Annotated in this window: 18 protein-coding genes and 4 pseudogenes; 10 read left to right on the forward strand and 12 right to left on the reverse strand. The window is 44.7% G+C overall.

All coding sequences use genetic code 11. From position 1 onward, the window contains the following. Nucleotides 1-79: 79 nt before the first annotated feature. Together Q3O06_RS09840 and Q3O06_RS09845 are read left to right on the forward strand one after the other, a co-directional pair. Complete coding sequence (locus Q3O06_RS09840; RefSeq protein ID WP_301818675.1) at nt 80-661, forward strand: LexA family protein; 582 nt, start codon at nt 80-82, stop codon at nt 659-661. A 1-nt stretch (nt 662) separates the two neighbouring features. Then, the gene (locus tag Q3O06_RS09845; protein WP_301818677.1) at nt 663-1,913 is read left to right on the forward strand and encodes a Y-family DNA polymerase; all 1,251 of its coding nucleotides are present in this window, start codon (nt 663-665) and stop codon (nt 1,911-1,913) included. 652 nt (nt 1,914-2,565) lie between these two features. Here Q3O06_RS09845 and Q3O06_RS09850 read toward each other — a convergent pair. After that, entirely contained in the window at nt 2,566-3,105 is a 540-nt protein-coding gene (locus Q3O06_RS09850; protein WP_301818680.1) for a hypothetical protein, read from the reverse strand. Nucleotides 3,106-3,757: 652 nt separating this feature from the next. Further along, entirely contained in the window at nt 3,758-4,159 is a 402-nt protein-coding gene (locus Q3O06_RS11125) for a type II toxin-antitoxin system YafQ family toxin (RefSeq protein WP_308446895.1), read from the reverse strand. On the opposite strand from Q3O06_RS11125, the gene Q3O06_RS09860 reads away from it, so the two are divergent. Continuing rightward, nucleotides 4,091-4,729, forward strand: coding sequence for a hypothetical protein (locus tag Q3O06_RS09860; RefSeq protein WP_025458207.1), 639 nt, complete (start codon nt 4,091-4,093; stop codon nt 4,727-4,729). The genes Q3O06_RS11125 and Q3O06_RS09860 overlap by 69 nt on opposite strands. A gap of 498 nt (nt 4,730-5,227) precedes the next feature. Here Q3O06_RS09860 and Q3O06_RS09865 read toward each other — a convergent pair whose 3' ends face one another. Beyond that, nucleotides 5,228-6,031: a Fic family protein gene (locus Q3O06_RS09865; RefSeq protein WP_301818682.1), complete on the reverse strand. Its 804-nt coding sequence runs from the start codon at nt 6,029-6,031 to the stop codon at nt 5,228-5,230. Nucleotides 6,032-6,252: 221 nt separating this feature from the next. Between Q3O06_RS09865 and abiEi the strand changes: the two genes are divergently transcribed. Continuing rightward, nucleotides 6,253-6,795 carry a type IV toxin-antitoxin system AbiEi family antitoxin gene (gene abiEi / locus Q3O06_RS09870; protein ID WP_196429092.1) on the forward strand — a complete coding sequence of 181 codons (543 nt, stop codon included), beginning with the start codon at nt 6,253-6,255 and terminating at the stop codon, nt 6,793-6,795. Between the two features lie 192 nt (nt 6,796-6,987). Here the strand turns inward: abiEi and Q3O06_RS09875 are convergent, their stop codons facing one another. Then, nucleotides 6,988-7,149: a hypothetical protein gene (locus Q3O06_RS09875; protein ID WP_159068594.1), complete on the reverse strand. Its 162-nt coding sequence runs from the start codon at nt 7,147-7,149 to the stop codon at nt 6,988-6,990. 847 nt (nt 7,150-7,996) lie between these two features. On the opposite strand from Q3O06_RS09875, the gene Q3O06_RS09880 reads away from it, so the two are divergent. Continuing rightward, nucleotides 7,997-8,554 (forward strand): hypothetical protein, encoded by a 558-nt coding sequence (locus tag Q3O06_RS09880; RefSeq protein WP_301818684.1) that lies wholly within the window; start codon nt 7,997-7,999, stop codon nt 8,552-8,554. An 85-nt stretch (nt 8,555-8,639) separates the two neighbouring features. Here Q3O06_RS09880 and Q3O06_RS09885 read toward each other — a convergent pair whose 3' ends face one another. The 5 genes and pseudogenes from Q3O06_RS09885 to hrpB form a co-directional block, all read right to left on the reverse strand. Further along, complete coding sequence (locus tag Q3O06_RS09885; RefSeq protein ID WP_301818685.1) at nt 8,640-9,362, reverse strand: Fic family protein; 723 nt, start codon at nt 9,360-9,362, stop codon at nt 8,640-8,642. A gap of 176 nt (nt 9,363-9,538) precedes the next feature. After that, nucleotides 9,539-9,724: pseudogene (locus tag Q3O06_RS09890) on the reverse strand (hypothetical protein); the annotation flags it as partial. 186 nt (nt 9,725-9,910) lie between these two features. Further along, nucleotides 9,911-10,399, reverse strand: a complete 489-nt coding sequence (locus Q3O06_RS09895) for a hypothetical protein (RefSeq protein ID WP_301818687.1) — start codon at nt 10,397-10,399, stop codon at nt 9,911-9,913. After that, the gene (locus Q3O06_RS09900; protein WP_301818689.1) at nt 10,396-16,359 is read right to left on the reverse strand and encodes a two-partner secretion domain-containing protein; all 5,964 of its coding nucleotides are present in this window, start codon (nt 16,357-16,359) and stop codon (nt 10,396-10,398) included. Before Q3O06_RS09900 ends, Q3O06_RS09895 begins: the two co-directional genes overlap by 4 nt. Before the next feature lie 107 nt (nt 16,360-16,466). Next, nucleotides 16,467-18,209 (reverse strand): two-partner secretion system transporter HrpB, encoded by a 1,743-nt coding sequence (gene hrpB / locus Q3O06_RS09905; protein ID WP_301818691.1) that lies wholly within the window; start codon nt 18,207-18,209, stop codon nt 16,467-16,469. A 123-nt stretch (nt 18,210-18,332) separates the two neighbouring features. Between hrpB and Q3O06_RS09910 the strand changes: the two are divergent. The 4 genes and pseudogenes from Q3O06_RS09910 (at nt 18,333) to repM (ending at nt 22,961) form a co-directional block, all read left to right on the forward strand. After that, nucleotides 18,333-19,261, forward strand: a pseudogene (locus Q3O06_RS09910) (IS5 family transposase). A 198-nt stretch (nt 19,262-19,459) separates the two neighbouring features. Beyond that, nucleotides 19,460-20,107: a ParA family partition ATPase gene (gene parA / locus Q3O06_RS09915; protein WP_301818692.1), complete on the forward strand. Its 648-nt coding sequence runs from the start codon at nt 19,460-19,462 to the stop codon at nt 20,105-20,107. Beyond that, nucleotides 20,108-20,368, forward strand: coding sequence for a hypothetical protein (locus tag Q3O06_RS09920; protein ID WP_025457413.1), 261 nt, complete (start codon nt 20,108-20,110; stop codon nt 20,366-20,368). It begins immediately after the preceding gene. A 1,483-nt stretch (nt 20,369-21,851) separates the two neighbouring features. Further along, nucleotides 21,852-22,961, forward strand: a complete 1,110-nt coding sequence (gene repM, locus Q3O06_RS09925) for a replication initiation protein RepM (protein ID WP_301818694.1) — start codon at nt 21,852-21,854, stop codon at nt 22,959-22,961. A 181-nt stretch (nt 22,962-23,142) separates the two neighbouring features. Here repM and Q3O06_RS09935 read toward each other — a convergent pair. The 3 genes and pseudogenes from Q3O06_RS09935 to Q3O06_RS09945 form a co-directional block, all read right to left on the reverse strand. Then, nucleotides 23,143-23,241: pseudogene (locus tag Q3O06_RS09935) on the reverse strand (IS1595 family transposase); the annotation flags it as partial. Nucleotides 23,242-23,454: 213 nt separating this feature from the next. Then, nucleotides 23,455-23,592, reverse strand: a pseudogene (locus Q3O06_RS09940) (zinc ribbon domain-containing protein); the annotation flags it as partial. 12 nt (nt 23,593-23,604) lie between these two features. Then, entirely contained in the window at nt 23,605-24,594 is a 990-nt protein-coding gene (locus Q3O06_RS09945; protein WP_301818696.1) for an RNA-guided endonuclease InsQ/TnpB family protein, read from the reverse strand. Between the two features lie 13 nt (nt 24,595-24,607). On the opposite strand from Q3O06_RS09945, the gene tnpA reads away from it, so the two are divergent. Continuing rightward, complete coding sequence (gene tnpA, locus Q3O06_RS09950; RefSeq protein WP_301818698.1) at nt 24,608-25,027, forward strand: IS200/IS605 family transposase; 420 nt, start codon at nt 24,608-24,610, stop codon at nt 25,025-25,027. Nucleotides 25,028-25,116: the final 89 nt, after the last annotated feature.

The raw sequence follows: 25,116 nt of genomic DNA on the forward strand, positions 1-25,116 counted from the left end.
TGGATATGGGAAATTTAAATCCAAATGACTAGAATTCTTTGGTAAAATGATTTTGTTACAAAATCAAATTATAAGAACTATGAGCGAAATACCAAAGAAACGCGGTGGCCGTAGAGACGGTGCAGGACGCAAAAGCAAGTCCGGCGAAGCAACGGCAGTAAAGCGTATTCCAATATCTCTGATACCTACCGTTGATGCAATGATTGCTTCTACAGCCATGCCTCAAGGCAGCCTTATACCCATCAATCGGACAACACTAAAAGTCCCTTATACTCTCGAGAAAATCCCCGCCGGATTCCCATCTCCGGCGGAGCCGTATATTGCCGATTATCTTGATTTCAACGAATATCTCATTGCCAACCCATCTGCTACCTTTGCAGCCCGTTCCGGCGGCTACTCCATGCTAGACGCTGGGATTAGCAAAGACGATATTATGATTATTGACCGATCCAAAACGCCGAAACATGGCGATATTGTGATGGCGGATGTTGGTAACGAGTTCACAATTAAAAGGCTAAATAAAATACCAGGACGCAAACCTGAACTTCATTCAGAAAACTCTTCCGGCGAGTACCCTGACTTTATACCTAATGACAGTGATACCTGGACAGTCGTTGGTGTTGTTACCTTTGTTATCAAAGATGTTCGTCAGGGAAGCTAAGATGTTTGCCCTTATTGATGGGAACAGCTTTTACTGTTCCTGTGAGCGGGTATTCCGGCCAGACTTGAAGAACGTCCCTGTCGTCGTCCTGTCAAACAACGACGGTTGCGTGGTCGCCCGCTCTGCCGAAGCAAAGGCACTCGGCATCAAGATGGGCGAACCGTATTTCAAAGTAAGGCATTTAGTAACACAAGGCCGTCTGAAAGCCTTTTCCAGTAACTACGAACTCTATGCCGACCTGTCCCGCAGGATGATGGAAACTATCGCCGGTTGTGTACCGGCGGTTGAAGTCTATTCGATAGACGAATGTTTCGCCAGTATGACCGGTATCGAAAACCTCGCCGAACTTGGCGGTCAAATCAGACAGCGCGTATTGCAGTGGGTAGGCATACCGACCTGCGTCGGCATCGCACCGACGAAGACCCTGGCCAAGTTTTGCAACCATCTTGCCAAACGTTACCCCGATCACTTTGGAGGAGTGGTGGTTTGGTCAGATTGGAATGAGTCTGTCCGCCTCCGTGCCTTACGTAGCCAGGGTATTGATGAGATTTGGGGAATCGGAGGACGAACGGCGACCAAACTGGCAGCACAAGGAATTTATACCGCATTAGACTTCGTTCGTGCAGATACTGTTACCCTACGCCGGCGATACGGCGTGACAGTCGAACGGACGCAGCGCGAAATGCAGGGTATTGCCTGTGATGGTTTGCACCCCGAACCGCAAACAAGGCAGAATCTTGTCCGCAGCCGCAGTTTTGGAACGTGTATCGAAACACCGGAGGCGTTGCAAGCGGCGATTACACATCACATCAGCTCGGGGGCGGAAGCCTTGCGTCGTGACGGACTGGCGGCTTCTGCCGTTACCGTTTTCCTACACACGGATTTTTTCCGGGAAGAAGCCCCTCAATACCATAAGAGCCTGAGCCGTAATTTGGCCGTGCCGTCAGCCGATACCATCATCCTGAACCGGGAGGCGCAAAATCTGTTGGCGAACGTTTACCGAGGCGACTACTTCTATAAAAAATGCGGGATCGAATTGCATGGGCTGAAACCAGCCGGACATGTACAAACGAACCTATGGCAGCCGGAAGCCGTCAATCCAGTTATGGAGGCATGGGACAAAATCAATCGCCGGTACGGTAGAGGCCGTCTAAAACTTGCCTCCGAACTGCTTGCGGATGACTGGAAAATGAACAGAGATAGGTTGAGTCAGTGCTATACCACACGGTTCGCGGATTTGCTCGTAGTCTAAGGATATGATTTCCCCAAAACATCCACAAAATATGTGGATAATATTCCATAGGAAAAAGGTCGTCTGAACTTCAGACGACCTTTTTTAACTCTTTAATACAGCCTGGATCTGTTGTTGCATGCTTCTGCCTTGGCCATCCTCTTTAATATCATTTCTTTGGCTTATTTTGTATTAGGCTTTTGGTATACCAACCATACAATAGGGTGGCTTTTATCATTACTCGGATTAACTTTAAGTTTAGGTATTTGGTCGATACTATCTAAATTACATTTTGGTTGAAATGGAAGAAATAAGAAGAAAAGAACAATGAAGGAAAGCCCGGCCGCCGCACTTGTTTGGTGCGGTGGCCGGGCTTTTCTATTTATAGCGGAATACGCCCTCTGTATAAGCTGAGGGCGTGGGAGGTTCAGGCTCAACGTTTGCCGGATGACTTGCTTGGTTTTAAAGACGGAGTATTTCCAGGCGTGCTTTTATTATCACGGCGTCGCTGATCGGGTTTGCCTGTTGATTTTGCAATCGGTTTTGGTCCAGGTCTTAACGGCATATTTAGGCTCCCTGAGTAAAGATTGTAGATACGGCATGTATATTGGTATGACAGGATTTTTTTTCAAGAATCGAGTATTTAAAAATAATAATCTGCTTTACTATATGTTTATATTTCACACGGGCAGTGGCAGATCGAAATTGCAAATGTGTTTTTGCGACATTCTTCATTAATCTGGTAAATTTCCTGCCATGCCCTGTGTAACAAAACATCCTTGAGTATAGGAATGTTTTTCAACAGTCTGTATTTGCTATGGTAAATATTACGTCTGAGGCACCAAATTCGCAGTAGTTCATCCTCATTATCAATAACGACATGTTTGAGAATCAAGCCGGTAGAACCTACCGGGAGTAGGTAACGCGGATCGGGGTTGTCAAAGTGCTGTCCTGAACCGTTGAAATCATAAAGAATGTTTGGTTTCATTCCAGCAATATCATAGGTATCCCGTGGTTCAGAGATTTCTCCCATCCATTCAAAGCACAATGTTGCCGATCGGTTTTTGAGTTCATGCACCGGAACTTCACCAAGGGTCCCCAAAAAATTCATCCCACCATCGTATTCTGTTATTTGGAATGGGGTTTCAAACCTGTGATTTGTTATCAACATATCAAACAACCGATCAATATATTCACGCCGAAGCAAAAGCATTATTTTTCCTTATTTAGTCGTTTTCCATCCATACCCAAGCCAAACACAGCTCAAAATCTACAATATTAGTAAGTGTTTCAAAAGGTTTATATCCTTGATAAACTCAAGAATTGCCGTTTAACATAGTTTATACTATGCAAGAGATAAAAAAAACGGCTGCCTAAGCAGCCGTAGGTTTTAAATCAATCATCTTAATCGAGCAGTTTTTTCAGTTTTGACAAAGGTTCAGTAACAGGAAACGTGTCTCCAATAAATTCATTGAATTGTCCTGTCAAATCCATCTCGTAGAGAGTGCCTGTCCAATCATTGAAAAACTCCAAGTAAAAAGTCATAAACGACGAATAGGGCGTTAAAACCAATCTTTCATATCTCAACTTGCCTTCGAATCCTTCAGAACCCGCATAACAATGTATTGCAAGGTGATGAAGCTTGTTAGGGTTTTCAGCAAGAATCCTGACGGCGTTTTCTGTGTAGCTTGCATATTATCACTAATTCGCATAATAAACATTATGTTAAATTTATATTTTGCTGAAGCCTGTAATACCCGAGCAAATCCGGTTGAACGGTACACTCCAGTAACGCCAAAACATTCTCTCAATTCCCCTCCACCCACCGCATCAACAGTGGGCTTTTTATACCTTATCCGAAATGCCTAGCCTAAGCAGGCAGATTTCATCGCCATCCTGTCTGTATGCAATAGCATATCAGGTCTTATATGGCATTCCCGATAGCCGTAATAGTTGCCGGTAAGGCTATGGTCTTTGTACTTCTCAGGTATCGGCTCGCCGTTTATCAGGCAGCCTGCAACGGTTATCCAGTCGTTGCCTAGCAAAATTTGCCACTGCTTTTTTGTATCTCTTTTGAACTGGTTGGCTGGAACAAGCTCATTCTTCAAACTCCTGAATGCAATGCACAGAGCTGCCGAAACTGGAATTGCAGTGCAGCAGGAAAAACCAGATTTAAAACCGAGCTTGCCGACATACAAATGGTCCGAGAGGAAAGCAGCCTGCCCGACAGTATGCTGTACCGACTGGAAAACCTGCGTATTGCCCAAGAGGATTACCTAGCCGGACTGGAGCATTTTCGGCGGGAAGAAAAAATGAGCCGGGTACGCGACAAAATCCGCGAGTACGCCGAGAAAAACGGGATGTCCGAACAGGATGTCATCGCCGGCATCAACAAAGATACCGACATGAATCTGTCCGAAATCTCACAGGTTTTCAACGAAGCCTATGAAAACTCGCCTGCGGCCAAAACAGCCAAAGAAAAAATGGATCATGCCCTGAACGATTGGAAAGACAGCTATTCGTCTCTGACGGAAGATTTCGGCTATGGCGATACCGATAACAGAGACTACCGCCGTGCATTCGGGCAATATGAAAACAGCCGTGAGGATATGGAAGAAGCGACTGCCTCGGTGACGAAGACCCTAGGAGAAGATGCAAACCATTTCGAACAGCTTCCTCCGAGACGGTCGAAGTATCAGACTCACCCCCTTCCCTTGGATAAAACACCGATGAAAACCACCCGCCGTCAAATTGCAGGCGGGAGATATAAAAAACCGGCCGCCAATTTGTATTGGCAGTCGTTTTTAACAGGTAGGAGAATAGCTATATTCCAATGAAACTAGAGTCGGCGGAGTCACTATCATGTCTCTGACCAACTTGATACCAAACTCACCAAGGACTGCGATTAAAGCCAAAGGTATCAAATACAAGAATAGCAGCCCGGAGTTAATCAGAATAGCATCATAGGAAATTTTACCGGATTGATTAAAAATATCTTTTAACTCATCTACCGAACATTGGGAAATCGAATTTATCTTGCAATCGACAACTTCCCGCAATTTTTCATTTTCTCATACTCCTGTTTGTAACGAGCGAAGTTGTAGATATTCATATAGGGAAGATTCTGAATACAATTCGTTAACGATTTTTCAATACACTCGAATGCCACCTTATCCGTTTTGCTCAAAGTATAGAAATCAATTGTTCGTAATTCGTCCCTTAAAGCAAATAGCTTGTTGTGTTGGTATACCCCTGTTCATGGCTGTAATAACAATATCTCTGCAGGCTTGTGCCCATGTCACCCTATGTTCGTTTCATTCATGCCTCCGGCGGATTCAAATGGAAAAATCCCGTATGATTTCCGGATCGGATTTGGGTTCGTATTTTTTCACCGTATTTTCGTAGGCATGAATGAAATATTCTTTAAACAGCGTATATTCACCTGTCTCATAGTAGGAAATAACGGCGGATGAATAATCCAGATAACTGTCCGAATCCAGTACGCACGGAAAAATTTTCTCCCTCATTAAGGAGAGTGCCATACAGTTTCTGGCAGTGCGTTTGTTGCAGTCTTTGAAAAATTGCAGGTAGGCCAAATTGTTATGCAGGTAAACTGCCCGATCGAAAGGATTTTCGACTTTCCGGGCGACCTGCATGATCCAGTCTAATTCGGCAGTTAAATTCTCCGGATTGGATAAAGGCGTATATTCGGTTCCGCCTATTCTCACATCTTCACGACGTACAACGCCGACAGATTCCTTTTTAAGCCATTTGTCGGCAATCAACGAATGTGTGGTTTTAATAAAAACTTTCCAGTCAAACGGTTCCGGCGTATCGATGCAAGACATCAGAAAGCCGTAACTATCCCTCAGATTAACCAGCATTACGGCATCCGAATACGGTTTACCTGCGGCGGTTTGACCGATTTTCAATAAAGCCTGAGTATCATGCCGGTCGTAGGTGTTACCTTCCAGTTGTGCTGAACTGTATATGAAATCGATGCCAATTTCTTCAATATTGCGTGACGAATCAGTCAGCAGGGATAGAGGTAATCGACTGGACAGATCAAACAAATATTCCTGCTCCGTTAACGAAAAAATCTGCCGTTGATTTGTAAAATTCGGTCTGTATGTCGACATTTTAAATTCCTTCGTTTGAATAGCTACACCACATGGGAATACCACCTACATGACAGGGCACACCGTGCCATTACATCTGCCATATTAGATGACGAACAGCTCTTTTAGAGAGCCCTGTGGCTAAAGGAAGCGATTTCCAATTTGGTGGCGCGGGTGAAGCCGGACTAATCTTGTTTAAGCAACTCATGGCAGATTGACCCCACATAGGATATTCCTTAATTATGGATTTTCATCATTTTTATAAAACGCTACAACAACAGGAGCGTAAACACAAACACGGCCTCTACCGGATGGATGAAATTTGCCGATGGTTTGAAGACGGCAGCAGAAGGCGGATTCAATACTTCGTCAAGAAGGCTGTCCGACAACGCTTGTTACTCCGAATCCATCGTGGAATCTACCGTGTAGCCAACACCGATACGCCCGTCCATGCTATGTTTCCCCATCTCGTCAAGGCCCTTCGACCTCGCGCGGTCAATTATGTCAGTCTGGAAAGCGTACTGTCTGCACACGGTATTATTTCGCAAATTCCGTTTGTTATTACAATAACCTCGACAGGGGCATCCGGCAGGTACGATACGGAGGTGGGCTCTGTCGAGTTTGTCCATACGAAAAAGGACGTCGAACATCTGTCACCCCATCTAGAAGAAGCCCAAGACGGCTTGGTTTACGCGGATGCTGAGTTGGCGTACAGGGAATTGAAACGACTTAACCGAAACTTGCATCTGGTTGATATTGAAAGCTTGAAAGAGGTCTTGTCATGATTGGAATACCGTACCAGAAAAAAGTCGCTGCCGCAGTTGTCGCGTATCCGAGAAACCTCGCCCCTGTCGTAGAAAAGGAGCTTCTTCATTACGAAATTCTAAAGTTCTTAAACGCGAATGGGTATAATGTAATCACCTTCGAACAAGCTGTCTTTCCGGACAATCAGTCCGTTTTTAACCCAGAACTTCGGCTCAAAATAAAGTTTCATCTATCAAAGTAGCAGCTGCTTCTCTAACCGCAACATCGGACTCTTCAAGTTTTTTGCAAAACGTATTCAATGTATTTTCCAGAACCACAACAAAGTTTCCTTTTAGAGCGAAGTTAATCATCAAATCGAAAGCTTTTAGGTTCATGGTGGATTCCTTCACATATCAATACCCAACATTATAGTGTTTTTTTCTTTCCGAAAAATTTAGAGATAAAAATGGGACTTTGGTTTTTGGCTGAAGTGTGTGGAAGTCATCGACGAATTGATGTCAACGGTTTCTATTTTGGCTGAGTGTGTTTAGGTCATCGACAAACTGAAACCAACTGTTCCGGTTTTGGCTGAGTGTGTTTCGGTCATCAACAAACTGAAACCAACTGTTCCGGTTTTGGCTGAGTGTGTTTCAGTCATCGACAACTGAAACCAACTGTTCCGGTTTTGGCTGAGTGTGTTTCGGTCATCAACAAACTGAAACCAACTGTTCCGGTTTTGGCTGAGTGTGTTTCAGTCATCAACAACTGAAACTGAATCCTACTGTTCCGGTTTTGGCTGAGTGTGTTTGAAAGCAACGCATTTTCTATATAAATATTAAATATTATTCTTTATTAAATAGGTATAAATATAATATATTTATATATATCCAGAATTTGAGATTTTTGTACACCACTTTTTCCAAAATAACTCAGCATTTTTAAATTCCTATATTTTCAGAAATCTGTCTGTTCTTGATTCTACTGCGCCAAATATCCACGCCTTGTAGGACATACTATAAATCAGAGTTGATACTAATTTGTTCTTTACAGATATTAATTAAGGAGCAGTCATTATGGCAACATTAATGGAAAAAGATGTATTGACTGAAATAGTAGTTTCCAGACTGGCACTGATCAGCCGCACACTGGATAACCGTGAATATCTAAATCACAATGCCGATTGTAACAGGCTACTTGAGATTCGAGACTTTCTGTATTCTGCCCTACCTCAGAAAATAGACTATGACTCCATTTTGTCTGAATGCAACTCCATATAAACATTACAAACCATTCGGCAAAGGCATTAAAGAAAAACGTACCGATGTGTATGCCGGTTATACTTACACACAACAGCTCAGTGAGGCCAACAAACTGCGTACCGGTTTAGGTTTGGGCTATGAAAAATACAAAGATGCGGTAGCTAATGAGAAAGGAACAGTCAGCACCGAGCGCGAAGCCTTCTATACTAAAGCGCACGCCGATCTGACTTCCGATTTGGGCAGCGGCTGGTATCTGAATCCTTGGGCAGAGGTTAAGGTTGACCTGAACGCCAAATTGAAACACAACGCAACCGTATCCGGTGCTTCAAGTAACATCAACGCGAAAACACGCGGATGGGGCGTAGACGTAGGTGCGAATATCGGCAAACAAATTACCGATACCGTCGGCATCGAAGCCGGCCCGTTCTACAAACACCGTCACTTCAAAGCATCCGGCAGCTTCGTTTTAGACGGCGAGAACATCCGAGTCGATCCTACCAAAATCAACGAATACGGTGTTCGTGTCGGCGTGAAATTCTGATTTTCCTTATACGAAACCGCAAACCTTTATTACATCTCCTGAATAATTTAGGTTACTTTTTAAGTATTGAAAAACACCTTGGTTTTTAGCCTATGTTCGGTGAGTCGGGGAAATCTATATCTTCGTCCGCGCCGAAATAGTCTATGCCTGATATACAATTTTGATACACAAACTTGCAAATATCGGTATCGTCGCCGGAGCGATAGAATGCGGACAGTTTTTCATTGAATTTCGGCATCTGCATTTCGGAGATTTCCAAGATGCCACGACCCCCCGCCATCATCAGGCCGTTGGCAAATAAGGTTGCCGTTCGTTTGTTGCCGTCCCAAAAAACCTGCTGCCGCATGCAATATAGCATGAAACGAACAGCTGCCTCCGTCGTCGAACCGCTTTGCAGTCCGATATTTTGTAACACGCGAGCCACTTCAATTTCCTTCACCGGATTTGGGGCATGACGGGAACCGTCCAATAGCGTTACGCCGACCGAACCGGTACGGAAATCACCTGATGCCAAAGAATCGTCCTTGGCAACAATGTTGTTGATTTTTTTAAGGAGTGAAATATTGACCGGTTCGCCATTTGAAATATGCGAAATCACATATTCATAGGCACGTTTCAGGTTCAAGATGGTTTGGATGTCTTCAAGTGACACGGAGGCTACATTTTTGCCATGGATAATTTGCTCGGTCTGAAATAAGGTCGTCTGACAATTCTCAAAACGGCTGAGGTTGTGAATTTGGGCAACCAAAACTTTCTTTGCCAGAAAAATATTTTCTTCCAAACTCAACTTGTATTTGTCCGTAACCACGAGAGTTCCTTTATTGACATCCTCCCTGCCCTAAAGGGCGGGGATTCTTACTGCGGTCGGCGGTGTTCTGCCAACCCGCTTCGGCGGGTTCGTGCTGCTGACAACCTACCGCATTGTTCACTTCACACGCGCTGCGGACATGTCCTGCCCTGATTTGACTGCTTATTGCGCCACCAAGATTTCCTGAAAGGAACATAAGAATAAAAATCTTTTTTATATTCTCCATAAAATATATTCACTCCTTTGAGCCATACTGCATCGCATTCATCACACAGAATAATTTCATCATGAAGATATTTAGGTTTTGAATGGTAGAGATAGCCTTGTTGACAAGCGGGACACATTTTCATTCTCTTATTCATGATTACTCCATATAATCGATTTATTTTTGTGGGTAAGCAGTAGTGATTTGATTGCTGCCTTTAGTCTGTACAACAATACGTATATAGCAATCTGATAATTTCCTGGTTTTTATCAGCTTTATCCTCAGATTCCAAACCCAATAATAAAAGCCGTCTGAAATTTTTTCAGACGGCCTTAAAACTTAATTAAATAATGTCCGGATTTAACACCAAATCATATTCGCCAAACTTTGGAAATAGAATTACCTTATCTTTTTGGGAATATAATTCTGTTTTTTCATATCGCTCATTATTAATAAAATCTTGTTTCAAAACATAGCAATCATCCGTATTTTCATTGAAGAAATAAGTATATCCTTCTGCTAAGTCATGAGATTCCAAAGTTATATAATCTCTCCATACAGCCATAGAAAGAAAATAATAATTCGAATTAGAATATTTTTGAAATTGATGGGTTAAATAATCCCTTCCAAATTTATCGAAAAAATCTACCGAAAAAAAACCTACTTCCTCTCGCAAGGTAATTACATATTCAGGTTGTGTCGCCGAACCTATTACGGCAGTATATAACTCCCCTTTAAGATGTTTTTCCTCAGCTTGTTTCTCAGAAAAAGGCTTATGAAGTCTCTTATAACCATAAGACCACTGCTCACAATAAAAAATATCTTTCTTCATTTGTAAATCCTTCCTGTTGTATCTCTAATGATAACATTTTCTTCTTGTGCCGCCCTTAATACAGATTGTGGAATTGGATTGACCTGAGCAGGAACTTCTAAAATAAGTTTTCCTGTAAGTTTTCTTCCTCTTAGCGTAGTAGGTGTACTTGGAACATTGGAAATGACAGCACCAGGGCTATATTTTCTAACAGCCTCCTTGATATAACCAATCCCCGTACTTTCTTGGATTTGAGAAAATTGGGTAAATTTTCTTGAAATAATTTCCCTTGTCACAGGATCATACGAATCTACCCTAAAATACCCCGTCGCCGATTTAGGATTGGCTACATAAAGCTCATTATAAGGGTATTTTGATGACATGATACGGTTAAATTCATTGCCGTTGTTTATCCTGATTCTATAAATTGGTTCAACAGCAAAGCCTCTGGATTCCCTTAATTGATTATAATATTGCCTGTATGTTTGTACATCATGTCTTGTCCACGGCTCTCCAGGAGTCCTCAGAATAGCAATCCCATTAAATTTCGGATCCAGCCTTCGGATTTGATTGGTAATGGCCTGGATTTCAAGAATGGCATATTCATGTTCCAATTCTTGTCGCGGAGTCCAACGTATATTTACCCTCCTGCGAGCTAAAAGACTATTATTCTCCACTGCCACAGTAGCCGCATTCGCCGCCGTATTCACATCCCCTTTAACCAATGCCACTGCGCTGCCTGCGATAATCTGCGAGTAGGCTATGACTTTTTGGCGTTCTTGGAGTGACAGTTTGCCTACATCGCGTCCGTCCAACAGGGTTTCTCCCACCATCTCGCCGACTGCCGCGCCGATTGCGCCGTCCCGACATTTGCCTTTATTTGCTACCGCCGATGCACAGCCTGCTACGGCATGGGCTATCTTGTGGGCAATGTAGTCTTCGCTGAGATTAAATTTGATTTTGCTCGCTACTTCTCCGTGTACGGTACTGACTATCGCACCCAGTGCGGCATCGCCCAAGTTGTCTTTGAGGCTGCCGCCGTTGATGGCGGTATGGACACTTGCGGCAGCGGTGCTGTTGATCAGGTTAGCGGTCAGTTTGCCTGCTGCGGGACTGTGAAAATGTTTGCTGACGGCTTCGGCTGCTTGGGTGTTCAGCCCGCTTATGCCCTGCAGTACGCCTGCGGTTACGGCGGCGGTGGCGGCCTGTCTGACGGTGCTGCTTTTGCCCAGTTCTTTCAGGGTTTGGTTTATGTCTCCTTTGTTGTTGATGAGGGAAACTGCGGCTTGGCTGGCGAGACTGGCCAGTGCGGCTTTGCCTGCGGCTGTGGTGATGGCTGCGGCTGATGTGCCTGCTGCTACTCCGGTTGTGGCTGCCGTTCCTGCTGCTACTCCAGTTCCGGCTGCCGTTCCTGCTGCGGCTCCTCCCGCTCCTGCTCCTGCCGCGCCCGCCGTTCCGGCGGCTGCCGGGGCGGACAGTGCGCCGTAGGTCAATAAGGTTACGACGATAACGACGACAGCTGCTGCTGCGGGTGTCATGCCTTCCTGTTTGTAGTTCCATCTGTCGTAAGCTAGGCTGATTTGGTTCCAATCAGTGTTCGATGCCGTCTGAAGTTGTTTCAGGTAGGCATATTCGGGCTGTTTGGTGAGGGTTTCGATTTGGGTTTTCAGATTGCCTTGGGGGATGTCGGCGATATAGCCGCCGGGGGCGGTCAGAACGGGGGCTGTCTGTCCTTTGAAACTTGGAAGCTGTAGGGTTTCGGTATAGCTGCCGCGCCCTGCCTGTTTTTGCCAGAGGGCGGATTTGCTGCTGCTCACGGTTTCTGTGTGGATGCTGCTTTTGATCCCTTCGAGGATAATCTTGGCATCGGCTCGTGCCTGGTCGCCTACGCCTGCACGGATGACCGCGCCGCCCAGCGTGGTTTCAAACTGGGTGCCTTGCAGTTTGGCGTCCCAGCCTGATTGCAGATTGGCAGATTCTGCAACTACCCTTGAGGGCAGCGCGGTTTTCATGGTATGGGTCGTAGTATCATGCACCTTGTCGTAGGTAATGCCGATAAACTTGCGCCTTTTTTGGCTGTCAAGTTTGTCGTAGTTGAGCTCTTCTACGGCATAGAGTGTCAATTTCCGCCCGGCTTCGATGTTAATGCTGCCTTTGGGGGCATCGAATGCGGTGGCGTAGGCGTCGATGCTGCCACCAGATTTGATGTCGATACCTTGGGATGCGCTGAGGGTTACTGCGTCGGGCTTGGCGTTTTTGTGTTCTTTGACTTCAGTAATGTGTTTGCGGTTGTACCATTTGCCGGTTTTGTAGCTGCGGCGTTCTAAGGTATAGAGTTCGCCCTGTCCGGCGTAATAGGATTGGTCGCCGTAGGATTGCAGTTTGATTTTGCCGTTTTCTGCGGCTATATCGGCGGCACTCAAAATGATGCGGCTGTTGTCGTTCGGGTTCGGGGCGGACAGGGTAACGCCGCGGCTGCCTGTGATTTCAGACGGCCTGCTGATGATGGCGTAGCCGTATCGGTCGCTATTCTGCTGCCCATATTCGTAGGTGTCGAAGACGCCGCTGATGTCGATGGCTGCCTGCTTGCTGCCCTCCTGTCGCTCTTCGGCGGATGGTGCGGGCAACAGCCCTGCGGCTTGGATGTCAGTTTGTCCGGATGCGGCAATTTTGGCTCCTCGGATACGGACTCCGCCTGAGGCGAGGAGTTTGATGTTTTGAGCTCTGAGGGTGGCGGTTTTGTGTTCGTGGCCATACGCGGGATTTTGCAGCACGGAAAGGCTTTTTTCGAGTGCGGCTTTTTTGGCAGTCAATGCGTCAATCTGCTTTTCGTAGGTCAGCATTTTTTCTTTAATTGCGCCCCAATCATCCGGTGCCAAACCATATTTTTCAACAGCCCTAATTATCTCGGCTGTATCAAGAGGGTGCATATACCCCGGGTCTTCTCCCATCCACTCTAAGTTATCCCAAAGCGTAGATTCAAAATTCCTGTACTCTGCACTTCTTTCCCAAGCCGCTCTCTTCTCCCGATAAGAGGTCAATTCTGAAGATACTTTGTTTAAGTCTGCACGTATTTCTTCTTCTGCCTTCTGGGAAACATAACCGCTAAACGTATTCCGAACGCTCTCAACCTCCACATTCCCTTTGTCCGCAACCAAAGCCAAATCTTTGACTGCCGAAATGTCTGCGGCTTCAATATCTACTTCGCCCGCTACGATGCCGATATTGCCTTGGGCGGAAATAGAGGCGGTTTGCGCGCTCGGGTTGCCATTATTCCCTGCTACTGCACTGATTTTGAATTTGCCGTTGTGCTTCACGGCCAAATCACCCGCAGAAACGATACGGTTACCGGGTTCAACGGTTAAAGGGTTATCACCTCCCGATTCTATCGACATCATACCGGACAGTGGTTTCAGTTCCTCTGAACGCATAGTAGCCGTATCTTGGGTTTCCCAATCGATATGGCCCCGTTTGATGATGCCTCCGCCAGCTTTGATGTTTATCGCGCCACCGCGCAGGGTAGTATTGTCCAAAACCTGTAATGCGCTGCTGTTCAATGACAATACACCATCTGCCGCCAAGGTACTTTTACTGTTTTGCTGGTCGTTTTGTAAAATTTGACCGCTGTCTTTTCCTTTGCCTTTACCCTGTGCACTGATACTCATATGACGACGTGAATGAGCATCAAGCTGATTAAGCGTCATATGACCATGATTTGTATTAATCTGGGTATTGTGACCGGAATTGAGCTTGCTGTTATTAATCGTTAAAGTTTGATCCGCATCCACTTTCAATGATGCGCGGGCATTCAGGCGTACATTCTGCACCACCATGCTGCCTTTATTGCTGTCTAAGCTGATATGACCGCCGTTAACGGTGCCATTGCCTAAATCTAATTGACCTCCTGCAACCAGTTTCACATCGCCTGCAGAAGCATAAATATCGGTATTGTCCATTTTCAGACGGCCTTTACCGACTGAACCAGCATTAATGTCTCCTTCCGCAATCAAGTCATTTAGACCGTTGAAATCAACATTGCCGTTGGCAAGAAGAGATACGCGTCCAACTTCGGCAATAGCAGTCAGACCGTCTGAAATAATATTGCCTTGAAGTGCTGCCGTATCAATATTCTGACTGGCATTTATCCAACTCTGATTCAAGCTGATGTCACCTTTAGTCGCGCTCATCTGCACATTACCGCCACTGGAATGCAGATTACTTTGACGCACACTCAAGCTACCTGCCTGAATATCTAGATTCTTTTCTGCAGTCAATGTGTTACCGTTGCTGCTGATGAGTGCGGTGTTGCCTGCCCTCAGGCTGATGCTTTGTGCTGATAAGTCTTTATCGGCATTCAGATTCAGATCCTTACCTGTATGAATATACAGATTGCCGGACGCATTCAGGTGGGAGGCTTTTGCCTGAATGTCGTCATCAGCCATCAATACCACCTGCTTTCCGCCTTTAATGCTACCGTTGTTCAAACGGATGTTAGAAGCAACGTTTGAAGTCTCTAAAGAAAGCGGTTTGCCCGCTTCAATGTGTGCAGTGTCTTTAGCCTCAATTACAGCAGCACTGCCAATACTGCCGTTGGACAATACGGTTACGTTTTCAGCAATAATACGGGTATTTTCACCCAATTCAGTATCGCCTTTGGTGGAGCTGTACACGGAACTGCCCGCTTGAATAGTAGCATCATTGATCGTAGTACGACCGCCGGCCGACAGATTAGCCGAGCCTTTGGCATTGTTCACATTAGTTTTACTCTCAATCACCAAATTATGACCAGCATTTAATACCGTGGTAGCTGGGCGACTGCCGTTATTCTGCACCACGGCTCCGTTACGCAAATCGATATCTTCTCCCGTCTCAATAACCAATAAGCCTTTGCTCTCGATCCGACCACCATTGGAGATAAATGTGCCTGCCGCTCCTTTTTCGGTGGTTTCGATGGAGAGATAAGTCGGTGAAGCTTCGGTGCCGTCGGCAGTGGTGGCGATGCGGCCGCTGTTTTCAATGCGGCCTGACGAAGTCACAATCAATTGCTTGGCCGCTTCGAGTGTGCCGGCATTTTTGACGCCTACGCCTTTTTCATTGGCAATCAGTGTGATGCTGTCGGCGTACATACCGCCCAGTGCGGCAGTATCAAGGGCAATAGTCGGTTTCGTACCCACTCCCGTACCTGCACTGATTTCGCCGCTGGCGTAATCTACTTTCTGGGGACCGGTAGAAACCGCCAGGTTTTTACCCTGTAATTTCCCCTGCAAAGCAACTGCACGAGCAAGTACCTCGGTGTAGTCGGCTCCGCCTTTATCATTCCAACCTGCTGCTCCTACGGTCAATGTGCCTTGACGCACATCAAATCCTGTCAGTGCACCGTCTTTGCCGATTTGGGGCGCACCGGTAGTTAAGATGCCCCGACCGACATTTTTAAAGCCGCCGCCATTAACGGTAATGCCGTTGGGGTTGGCAATAATCACGTCGGCCTTTTGGCCGCCTACGGTAACGATGCCGTTGAGTTTGCTAGCCGTACCGCGTACCTCGTTCAAAATCAATTGCGCACTGCCTTTGACCAGAAACGGATTATTGTTACGGTCGTTGTTTAACACTGCCCCTTTGTTGTCAACATCAAACTGCGTATAGCGGTTGTGGCTCAACCCGCGTGCATTCGGAGTTTGGATATTCACCAAGGGGGCACCAGTGTTGGTTTTAAGGATAACGACCTGCTGGTTTTTAGGTGCTGATTTGTCGGTGGTGATTTGGGCATGGGCAGGCAATACCATACTCAGGGAAACCAAAGAGCAGACCAATGTTTTAAGGGTGGTTTTGAGTTTGACGCAAAGGTCGCCTGAAGTTTTCGGTGAAACAGAAACCGAACTGCCTGCCTGTTTACCTTTGCCCTGACTGTTGGCAGTTTCGGCTACTGCAACCATGGTGCTGTGCTTTTTACTAAAGATAATGCGATGTAAACCTTTATTCATGTCTATTCCCTTTTGAAGATGAACGTACTGCGCGCCAAGTACATAGGTAAAGTTTGACGGTCTGAGGATAAGGAAAGACCGTCTAAATATCAGTAAAAAAACACAGGTTAGAAACTGTAATTCAAGTTGAAGCCGTAAACGGTGTTGGTCGTCTGAAAGCCTTTGGGTTTATGAAGCGGCTTGCCGGCAAACAGATCATAAGCAAACATACCGCCTACTTTATGCCCTCCTCTGAAGCCGACCACTGCACCCATCAGCTGCTTGCCCGATACATATTGTGCACTTTCGCCAGATACGCGGCCATAGTCCGCACCGAGATAGAACTGATGGTTCGGATGAAAATACCAAGTTAAAGTATTCTGCCAGTAGAAACCGCGCTCTCCGGAAAGACTCTGCTCCCCATCAAATCCGCGAACGGTGTAGCGGCTGCCGATTGACAATTTATCTTGGGCAACCAACGGAGTTTTGTTCCATTGAGCTTGAATGGCGGTTGTGTAGAAAAACTGCTGTTTGCCTAAAATAAATGGGGCGGCCGCGTCCAAACCGGCAGTAATGATTTTCATACGAGATGTACCTGGAAGAATATCGCCGCCGTTTTCTTCCGGTGCAGGCATACTTTGGCGCATGCCGGTCCCGCGTTTGTAAGACAACTTGCCGTCAAGCTGCCAACTGTTGAGGTAAGCACGGTGGCGCAATTCGGCTTCCCAGCCTGCAGAGCGGCGGCGTTGCACTTCGATTTCGGCATCGTCGATGTATTTATAGGTTTGGCGTGTCCATAATTTCATTCCGACTGAAGTTTTATGAAGTCTGTTACGCCAAAGCATGCGCTCGGCGGCCAGGCTGCTCTGATATTGTTTGCCGTTGTAATCGTAATTGACGGAATAGCCTTCAGTTGCTTCGTGGTAACGATGTCCATTGTGATTAAAAGAAAACAGCCATTTTTTTACGGGCACCGAATAATGCACGCTGTAACTTCTGGATCCGCTTTCAGTTTCCGTACCGCTGGCATCAGTCAAGTCCGTTTTGTGCGCCAAACCGCGTCCATATGAAACATAAAACAAATCGCTTAAACCCAAAGGGTTATCGAACGATAAAGCGACATTCCCTTGATATTTGCCGGTCGTTTTGCCGCCCGCATCATCTATACTGATACTGAACCGTATGGGTTTATTCTGCTGCCATTTAATCTGTAAATCGCTTTTGCCTTCTTCTTCGGACGGTATAATCTGAATATCTGTTTTAACACTCGACAAACGACGCAGGTTTTCCAAGCCCTGCTCTACATCGCGCAGATTGAGAATTTTGTTCCTATATAAGGGAAATTTGTTATTGAATGCACTAATACTGCCTTCGGCAGACTTCCCATCCCGTTTTTCTTCATAACGGATATCCCCTATTTTGCCTGCTGATACCCGTAATTTCAGAATTCCCGACCCCATATTCTGTGGTTGGATAATAGCTTGGGAAGTGAGGTAGCCACGCACGATCAGTATCTGTTGCGCGGCTTTTTGTAGCCTGCTCAAATTATTGGAACCTAAACACATCCCAGTTTTAAAAGCTGTTTCTTTCATGAGCACAGAAGGAAGAAAAGAAAATGTGCGCTCCGTCTTATCATCTAAACTAATGTAATTTACCCGAGTACACGGTGTTTCATCTTCACTCAGGACATAATTGTTCTTCTCCAATGGTTGCTCGAAACGGACATTTGCATCAGTTAACAATTCAGCATCTATGTGCTGCTGACGCTGCATGGAACGGATAAGTTCTGCATCGTTTTCATCGGCAGCTAAGGTTTTAAGGGGTATGACAGCCAGGATAACCAACAAACATGGAGCAGGAAAAAATTTCATGACATGAATATTATTTTAGCAATATTTACTATTATGTCATAAATTTAAAAGTATTTACAGTTATAGAATAAGACCTTTGCAGAATTCCCCAAAATCCCCACCAAGACGTTTAGGGGATTTCTCATGAGCACCTTCTTCCGGCAAACCGCACAAGCCATGATTGCCAAACACATCGACCGTTTCCCACTATTGAAGTTGGATCAGATGATTGGCAGCCGGTCGAACAGTACCTGAACCGTCAAAGAACCCGCATCGATTTCAACCTGTTTTGCCGTTTTGACGAACTGAGCATCCCCGATTACAGCACCTTATGCCGCTACCGCAACTGGCTGGCGCAAGACGACACCCTGTCCGAATTACTCAAACTGATTAACTGCCAACTGGCCGAAAAAAACCTAAAAGTAGAGAAAGCATCCGCCGCCGTCATTGATGCCACCATTATTCAGACCGCCGGCAGCAAATAGCGTCAGGCCATAGAAGTTGATGAAGAAGGACAAGTCAGCGGACAAACCACACCGAGTAAAGACAGCGATGCCCGCTGGACAAAGAAAAACGGCCTCTACAAACTCGGTTACAAACAACATACCCGTACCGATGAGGAAGGCTATATCGAGAAACTGCACATCACCCCCGCCAATGTCCATGAGTGCAACCATCTGTCCCCTTTGTTGGAAGGCATTGCTGAAGGCACGACCGTCTATGCCGACAAAGGCTACGACAGTAAGGAAAACCGGCAACATCTGAAAGAATATCAGTTACTGGACGGCATTATGCGCAAAGCCCACCGCAACCGTCCGCTGACGGAAGCGCAAACCAAACGTAACCGATATTTGTCGAAAACCCGTTATGTGGTTGAACAAAGCTTCGGTACGCTGCACCGTAAATTCTGCTATGCCCGGGCAGCCTATTTTGGTCTGTTCAAAGTGAGCGCACAAAGCCATCTGAAGGTGATGTGTTTGAACCTGTTGAAAGCCGCCAACAGGCTAAGTGTGTCTTGCCTTAGTTATACGCTCATAAAACGGACGCGGCAATTATGGCAATTGTGGAGGTAATTTAAAAGAGAATCCTTCAGGCTTCTCTTTTTTATATTCTCCACAGTTTAGCTGTTTTACATTTTAACAGTTGTGCAGTTTAACAGTCGTATAACTTTGCTAAATTTATAGTTGCAATGTACTAGCTTTAATGAAATAATATATTTAAATTAATTTTGAGGTGTACACTTACCTGCACCCTACACAGAGGTCTATAAGATGATTATTTCTTTTCTGAATCAGAAAGGCGGAACAGGTAAAACGACCGTCAGTACCAATGTTGCCGCAGAATTGGCCTACCGTGGTTTTAAAACACTGTTTGTAGATGCAGACCCGCAAGGCACGGCGATGCGCGGAGCCAGTGAACGTCCCGAAGACAAACCCCTACTCTACAATGTTATCGGTATGCCCAATACCAGCATTTCCCAGCAGATTCCCAAAATGCAGGAAGAAAACGGCTACGATTTCGTTATTATCGACGGCCCGCCCCGCATGACTTCCTTGACTAAAAACATCATCATCACCAGTGATGTTATCGTGATGCCTATGCGGGCATCAGGATACGACGAATGGGCAACCAAGGAAATGGAGGAACTTGTAGATGAGGCACGGAATTTCAAACCATCTATTATCTCCGCAATCTGTTTCAATGCTTTTGCCAAAAACACCAAGGTTGCAAAGGGCATCTTTAAGGATATTAAAGAGAAAGATTGGTCTTTCTTCGACACACTTATCTCTTCCCGAGCTATTTTTGCAGATGCCGGAACAAGGGGTTTGTCCGTCCGAGAAGTCGATCCACGCTCTCCTGCCGTAACTGAAATAGAAAACCTTGTTAATGAAATTCTTGCTTTAAGAAAGGACAAATAAATGGCTGTTAAAGAAAAAGATATGTCTGCTTGGCTGTCCGGCAATACGGCAGAAGATGAAAAACCGGCGGAACAATCCCCTCAACCTCAAGAAGAAAAACCGAACTTTAATACAATGGAAGAGCGTCAGGCCCGCCTTACCGTCCCCATCCCAGTTTCCATGCACGTCAGGGTTAAAATTCATTGTGCAAGACACGGTATCACCCAAAACGATATGGTTGCTCAAGCCGTCAGAGAGTATTTGGAACGAAACGGAAGCTGAATTCCGAGTACGAGTATTGGAGGCTAATGAAAATAATCAAGCCTCCAACATTCCCTCTATTACATCGTAAGCATCCAGAAAACCTATTGCAGACGATAGTTGGAAATCCGATAACGGATTATCGACAAATTTAAAATTTTGCGTATCTTTCAAATTAACCTTGGCTGTGTTTTGATATTAGGTTGATACAGGATTTAAGAAGGAATCATGAAATACATGATTCCTTTTCGTTTGCCTATATTAAAAAATAAAGAATAGGGGTTATTTTTTAATTTTAGTCTTTTAACACCTTTTCTCTTTTTTAGCAGTCTTTTTATTTGTCTAGTGTTCTGTATTTAAATAGATTTATCTTGCCATCATGGTATATATCACACCGTTTATCGGGCAACATCACACCGTTTGTCGTTTTATTTGACACCGTTTGTCGTGCAATTCAGCACCGTCTATCAGGAAATAGCACACCGTTTTGCAGGTATATCGCACCTTTTGGCGTGCAAGACTAAACAGATGGGAAAATAGACATATCACACCTGTTTTCGTGTAAAACAAGCTGTGAACAACATATCTTACGTTGATATAACACCATTTATCGTGCTTGAAAAATTCCCCCTAGTTATTAATTTAATTAATTGATGTATATAGATTTTATTCTAAATAATCGGCAATACTGCCTTCAATATCACACCATACGATGTGCTAAATTTCATCAAAAACTTTTGTTAGCTGGAACCCTACCTGTAGGTGTGGTGGGCCGTTAACACGTAGGACGAGTGTCCAAGTACTGGTAAGAAGGCGTTAATGAATGTCCTCAAAAATAAGGGCAGCACACATAGCAGTGTGCCTTTTAATGTAAGGTTCCGGATTGATTGTCTTGCAAATGTGATTTCAGCCAAAGATATAACACCGTTTTTCGTGCTTAAAAAATTCACTTATGCTGCTATTTTAATATATTGATATGTATATATTTTTATAATAAATTCTGTATAATCACCCTAAATATAACACCTTTTGGTGTGCAAAATTCCTTACCGGTTGAAACCCGTCGCTTGGACATTCGTTCCTTTCTAAATCAGGATGATGCTTTATGTGCTGCCCTTTAAAAACTTATATAACACCGTTTGGCGTGCAACAGTCTTGGGTTTAACTCTTGAATAACAAAAAAATAGAGTGAGTTTTTCATTTTAGTCTTTTAACACCTTTCTCTTTTCAGTCTTTATATTTCAAGAGAATATATTGAATTTCAAAGATATTGCTGTTGTAAGTCAGGATATATCACACCGTTTATCGGGCAATATCATACCTTTTGTCGTTTTATTTGACACCGTTTACCGTGCAATGCAGCACCGTTTGTCGGGAAATAGTACACCGTTTTGCAGGTATATCGCACCTTTTGGCGTGCATAAGGTTCAAGAATCAACCGATCATTTGACACCCTAATCATACAAAGGTAGCATATTGTTTTTATTTAGCGGAACCATCTGTTATGGCTGTTAAAAACCTTGTTGTTAAAGACAATGCGTTAATCAATGCCAGCTACAATCTTGAACTGGTGGAGCAGAGGTTAATACTGTTGTCCATTATTGAGGCTAGGACTACGGGAAAGGGGATTACCGCAAACGACAGGTTGACCATTACAGCCAGCAGTTACATGAATAATTTCCATACCAACCGCAATACGGCTTATAAGGCTTTGAAAGATGCCTGTAACAACCTTTTTGAACGCCAATTCAGTTTTATCGAGAAAACACCAAAAGGGGAAAAGGTAGTACGGACAAGGTGGGTATCTCAGGTCGCCTATATTGAACAACAGGCAACGGTAGAGTTAGTTTTTGCACCAAATGTTGCCCCTTTGATTACGATGCTAGAAAAAAACTTCACAAGCTACGAGCTTGATCAGGTCTCATCGTTGAGCAGTAAATACGCGGTGCGGCTCTACGAAATTATTATTTCATGGCGTGCAGCCGGTAAGACACCGATGTTCAGTACAATGGAGTTGCGCGAACGTTTGGGTGTGATGCCTGACGAGTATCAAAAAATGGAGCTGTTCAAACGTAAGGTTTTGGATTTCGCCGTCAAGCAGATCAATGATAAAACGGATATTTCTATTACCTACGAGCAGCATAAAGAAGGACGAAAAATTGTAGGTTTTACATTCTCAATCCTACATAAAATAGGGTCGAAAGACATCCCTCTTGAAAATCAATCGGAACTTTTTACCGGAATGACTGATTTGGAAGCCGGAACGATACGGGTCAGGGCGGAAGCATATATCGCTTCGCTCATTGCAAAAGGTCAGAACGTGACTAAAGCCCATAGGCTGAATATTCTGAAAAAAGCCGTAGAGGAACGTTGGGGATTTGTAGATGCGGCTAAAGATAATGGGGCCAAAAATCCTGAAAACAAAAATGCAAAAGTCGTTTTAAACGAATGGGAAAAGATTCCTAATGGTACACGTTTTAAGGATAAGGATGGAACAATTTGGGTTAAAGATTCAGGTATGCTTAGGACAGAAGAGACAAACAGGTGGATTGCCGATTCTCAGATTGCCAGATTATTTCCTATGTTAACTGTGATGGTTGAGGAAGGTATTTAACCCGTCAGCCCGCGTATTCTACCTGTTTTGCGGTACGGAAACCAATTGAACCTGCTTTACGCTACAATAGAAGATTGCAATTTCGGCGGATGTACCATGAACGATTACACAGCCATGCCGTCTGAAGACGGAGGAATCAGCTCATTATCACTTCCGCCGCACTCAATGGAGGCGGAGCAGTCAAAATATCGGCAGCGGAACGGGTGGTAGCTTGGAGTACGAAAAATTCAAGCAGTTTCTTTTGAACTCTATTGTTTAATTTACAATTGGTTATCTTTATTTTCGTAGCCTGGCATAACTGCTAATCTACGTCAGCCCCTAAAAATTAATCTAATTTACGATTTTGACATCCTCCCCCGCCTAAAGGGCGGGGATTCCTACTGCGGTCGGCGGTGTTCTGCCAAACCGCTTCGGTGGGTTCGTGCTGCCGACAACTTTACCGCATTGTTCACTTCACACGCGCTACGGGCATGTCCTGCCCTGATTTGACTGCTTATTGCGCCGCCAAGATTTCCTGACCGCGTCGTAATATATTTATCGCCCCAGCCACATCCGCATTTTCCGTATAGCCGCATTCTACGCATTCAAATACAGCCTGCGTTTGGCGGTTGTCTTTCGCGGTATGTCCGCAACAAGGACAGGTTCAACTGGTATTTTGCGGCGGTACAGCAACCAGATGTCCGCCATTCCACAACAATTTGTAATCCAACTGCCGTCCGAACTCGAACCGAGATTGGTCTAGTATCGACCGGTTCAAACCTGATTTCTGTTTCACATTCTTGCCGTGTTCTTCCGCTGTGCCTCTGGCTGATTTGGACATATTCGACACCTGTAAATCTTCAACGTACACAACCGCGTGGTTTTTGCTGATTTTGCTTGAAGTTTGGTGCAGGAAGTCTTTACGGCAGTGAGCGGTTTTGTGGTGCAATTTGGCGATTTTCGCCTTTAATTTCTGCCAGTTTTGGCTAAATTTAACCTTGTTTTTAAGTCGGCGTTGTAGTTTTGCCAGTTTGCCTTTAAGGTTTTTGAATGCGTTAATCGGCTCAAAATGTTCGCCGTTGGATAGCGTAGCGAAGCGCACGATACCCATATCGATACCGATTTCTCCGCCTTTGGGTTTTGGTATTTCCGCCTCAAATTCTGTTTGAATGGAAACATACCACTTACCGCATTTTCGGCTGACGGTTACGTTTTTAATTTCGCCGACGACATCGCGGCTGTTGCGATAACGTACCCAACCGATTTTGGGCAGATAGATGCGGTTATTTTGTTGTTCCAGTTTACAGCCTTGCGGAAATCTGAAACTGTCTTTTTCGCCCTTGCGTTTGAATTTTGGAAAGTCCGAACGTTTGGCGAAGAAGTTTTTGAATGAGCTTTCTAAATCTTTCAAAGCTTGCTGCAAAACCTGACTGTGGCAATCTTTTAGCCAAGTTAATTCACGTTTCCATTCAGGCAACAAATTCGCGATTTTGTTGTAACTGAATTTGAATGATTTATCTGCTTCGTACTGTTCATTTCGATACGCCAAAGCGCGATTGAATACAAAATGGGAACAACCGCAAAACTGCTTAAGTCTGCGGATTTGTGCGCCGTTTGGCATCAATTCAAATTTGAACGCTTTGAGTATTTGCATGGTTTCGTAGATAATGGAATTTTTGATTATTCTACACTTGGTCTATGGAAAAGAAACTGATTTAAGACTTGGTAGACACGTTGTTTTTAACTTACATGTTCATTTAGTCTTTGTCGCAAAATACCGCCGAAAAGTGTTCACAAAAGAAATTTTAGACGATATGCGACAAATTTTTGAAAGCGTTTGCACCGATTTTGAGGCACAACTAGTGGAATTTGACGGTGAAAATGACCATGTTCATTTGCTTGTAAACTATCCACCCAAAGTATCTATTTCAAAACTCGTGAACAGCTTGAAAGGTGTATCTAGTCGTATGATTAGGCAAAAAAATTATCCCGGTATTCGTGAGAAACTTTCGGGTGGTGCGTTGTGGTCGCCGTCTTATTTTGCAGGTAGTTGTGGTGGTGCATCTATTTCCATTATTCGACAATAAATTGAGCAGCAAAATACGCCTGACTGAAATTCAACGTTTTTAGGACTGCTTTGCAGTCCGTGCCTGATATCTCCGCCGTGAACGGCGAA

The sequence above is a fragment of the Neisseria maigaei genome, assembly GCF_958267405.1.
Lineage (GTDB): Bacteria > Pseudomonadota > Gammaproteobacteria > Burkholderiales > Neisseriaceae > Neisseria > Neisseria bergeri.

Excerpts from the sequence above, each read along its gene's own strand:
- Q3O06_RS09840 (WP_301818675.1), top strand. The coding sequence starts at position 80 with ATGAGCGAAATACCAAAGAAACGCGGTGGCCGTAGAGACGGTGCAGGA.
- parA (WP_301818692.1), top strand. The coding sequence starts at position 19,460 with ATGATTATTTCTTTTCTGAATCAGAAAGGCGGAACAGGTAAAACGACC.
- abiEi (WP_196429092.1), top strand. The coding sequence starts at position 6,253 with ATGGATTTTCATCATTTTTATAAAACGCTACAACAACAGGAGCGTAAA.
- Q3O06_RS09875 (WP_159068594.1), bottom strand. The coding sequence starts at position 7,149 with ATGAACCTAAAAGCTTTCGATTTGATGATTAACTTCGCTCTAAAAGGA.
- Q3O06_RS09850 (WP_301818680.1), bottom strand. The coding sequence starts at position 3,105 with ATGCTTTTGCTTCGGCGTGAATATATTGATCGGTTGTTTGATATGTTG.
- Q3O06_RS09860 (WP_025458207.1), top strand. The coding sequence starts at position 4,091 with ATGGTCCGAGAGGAAAGCAGCCTGCCCGACAGTATGCTGTACCGACTG.
- Q3O06_RS09900 (WP_301818689.1), bottom strand. The coding sequence starts at position 16,359 with ATGAATAAAGGTTTACATCGCATTATCTTTAGTAAAAAGCACAGCACC.
- Q3O06_RS09865 (WP_301818682.1), bottom strand. The coding sequence starts at position 6,031 with ATGTCGACATACAGACCGAATTTTACAAATCAACGGCAGATTTTTTCG.
- Q3O06_RS09895 (WP_301818687.1), bottom strand. The coding sequence starts at position 10,399 with ATGAAGAAAGATATTTTTTATTGTGAGCAGTGGTCTTATGGTTATAAG.
- tnpA (WP_301818698.1), top strand. The coding sequence starts at position 24,608 with ATGGAATTTTTGATTATTCTACACTTGGTCTATGGAAAAGAAACTGAT.
- Q3O06_RS09845 (WP_301818677.1), top strand. The coding sequence starts at position 663 with ATGTTTGCCCTTATTGATGGGAACAGCTTTTACTGTTCCTGTGAGCGG.
- repM (WP_301818694.1), top strand. The coding sequence starts at position 21,852 with ATGGCTGTTAAAAACCTTGTTGTTAAAGACAATGCGTTAATCAATGCC.
- Q3O06_RS09920 (WP_025457413.1), top strand. The coding sequence starts at position 20,108 with ATGGCTGTTAAAGAAAAAGATATGTCTGCTTGGCTGTCCGGCAATACG.
- Q3O06_RS09880 (WP_301818684.1), top strand. The coding sequence starts at position 7,997 with ATGACTCCATTTTGTCTGAATGCAACTCCATATAAACATTACAAACCA.
- Q3O06_RS09945 (WP_301818696.1), bottom strand. The coding sequence starts at position 24,594 with ATGCAAATACTCAAAGCGTTCAAATTTGAATTGATGCCAAACGGCGCA.
- hrpB (WP_301818691.1), bottom strand. The coding sequence starts at position 18,209 with ATGAAATTTTTTCCTGCTCCATGTTTGTTGGTTATCCTGGCTGTCATA.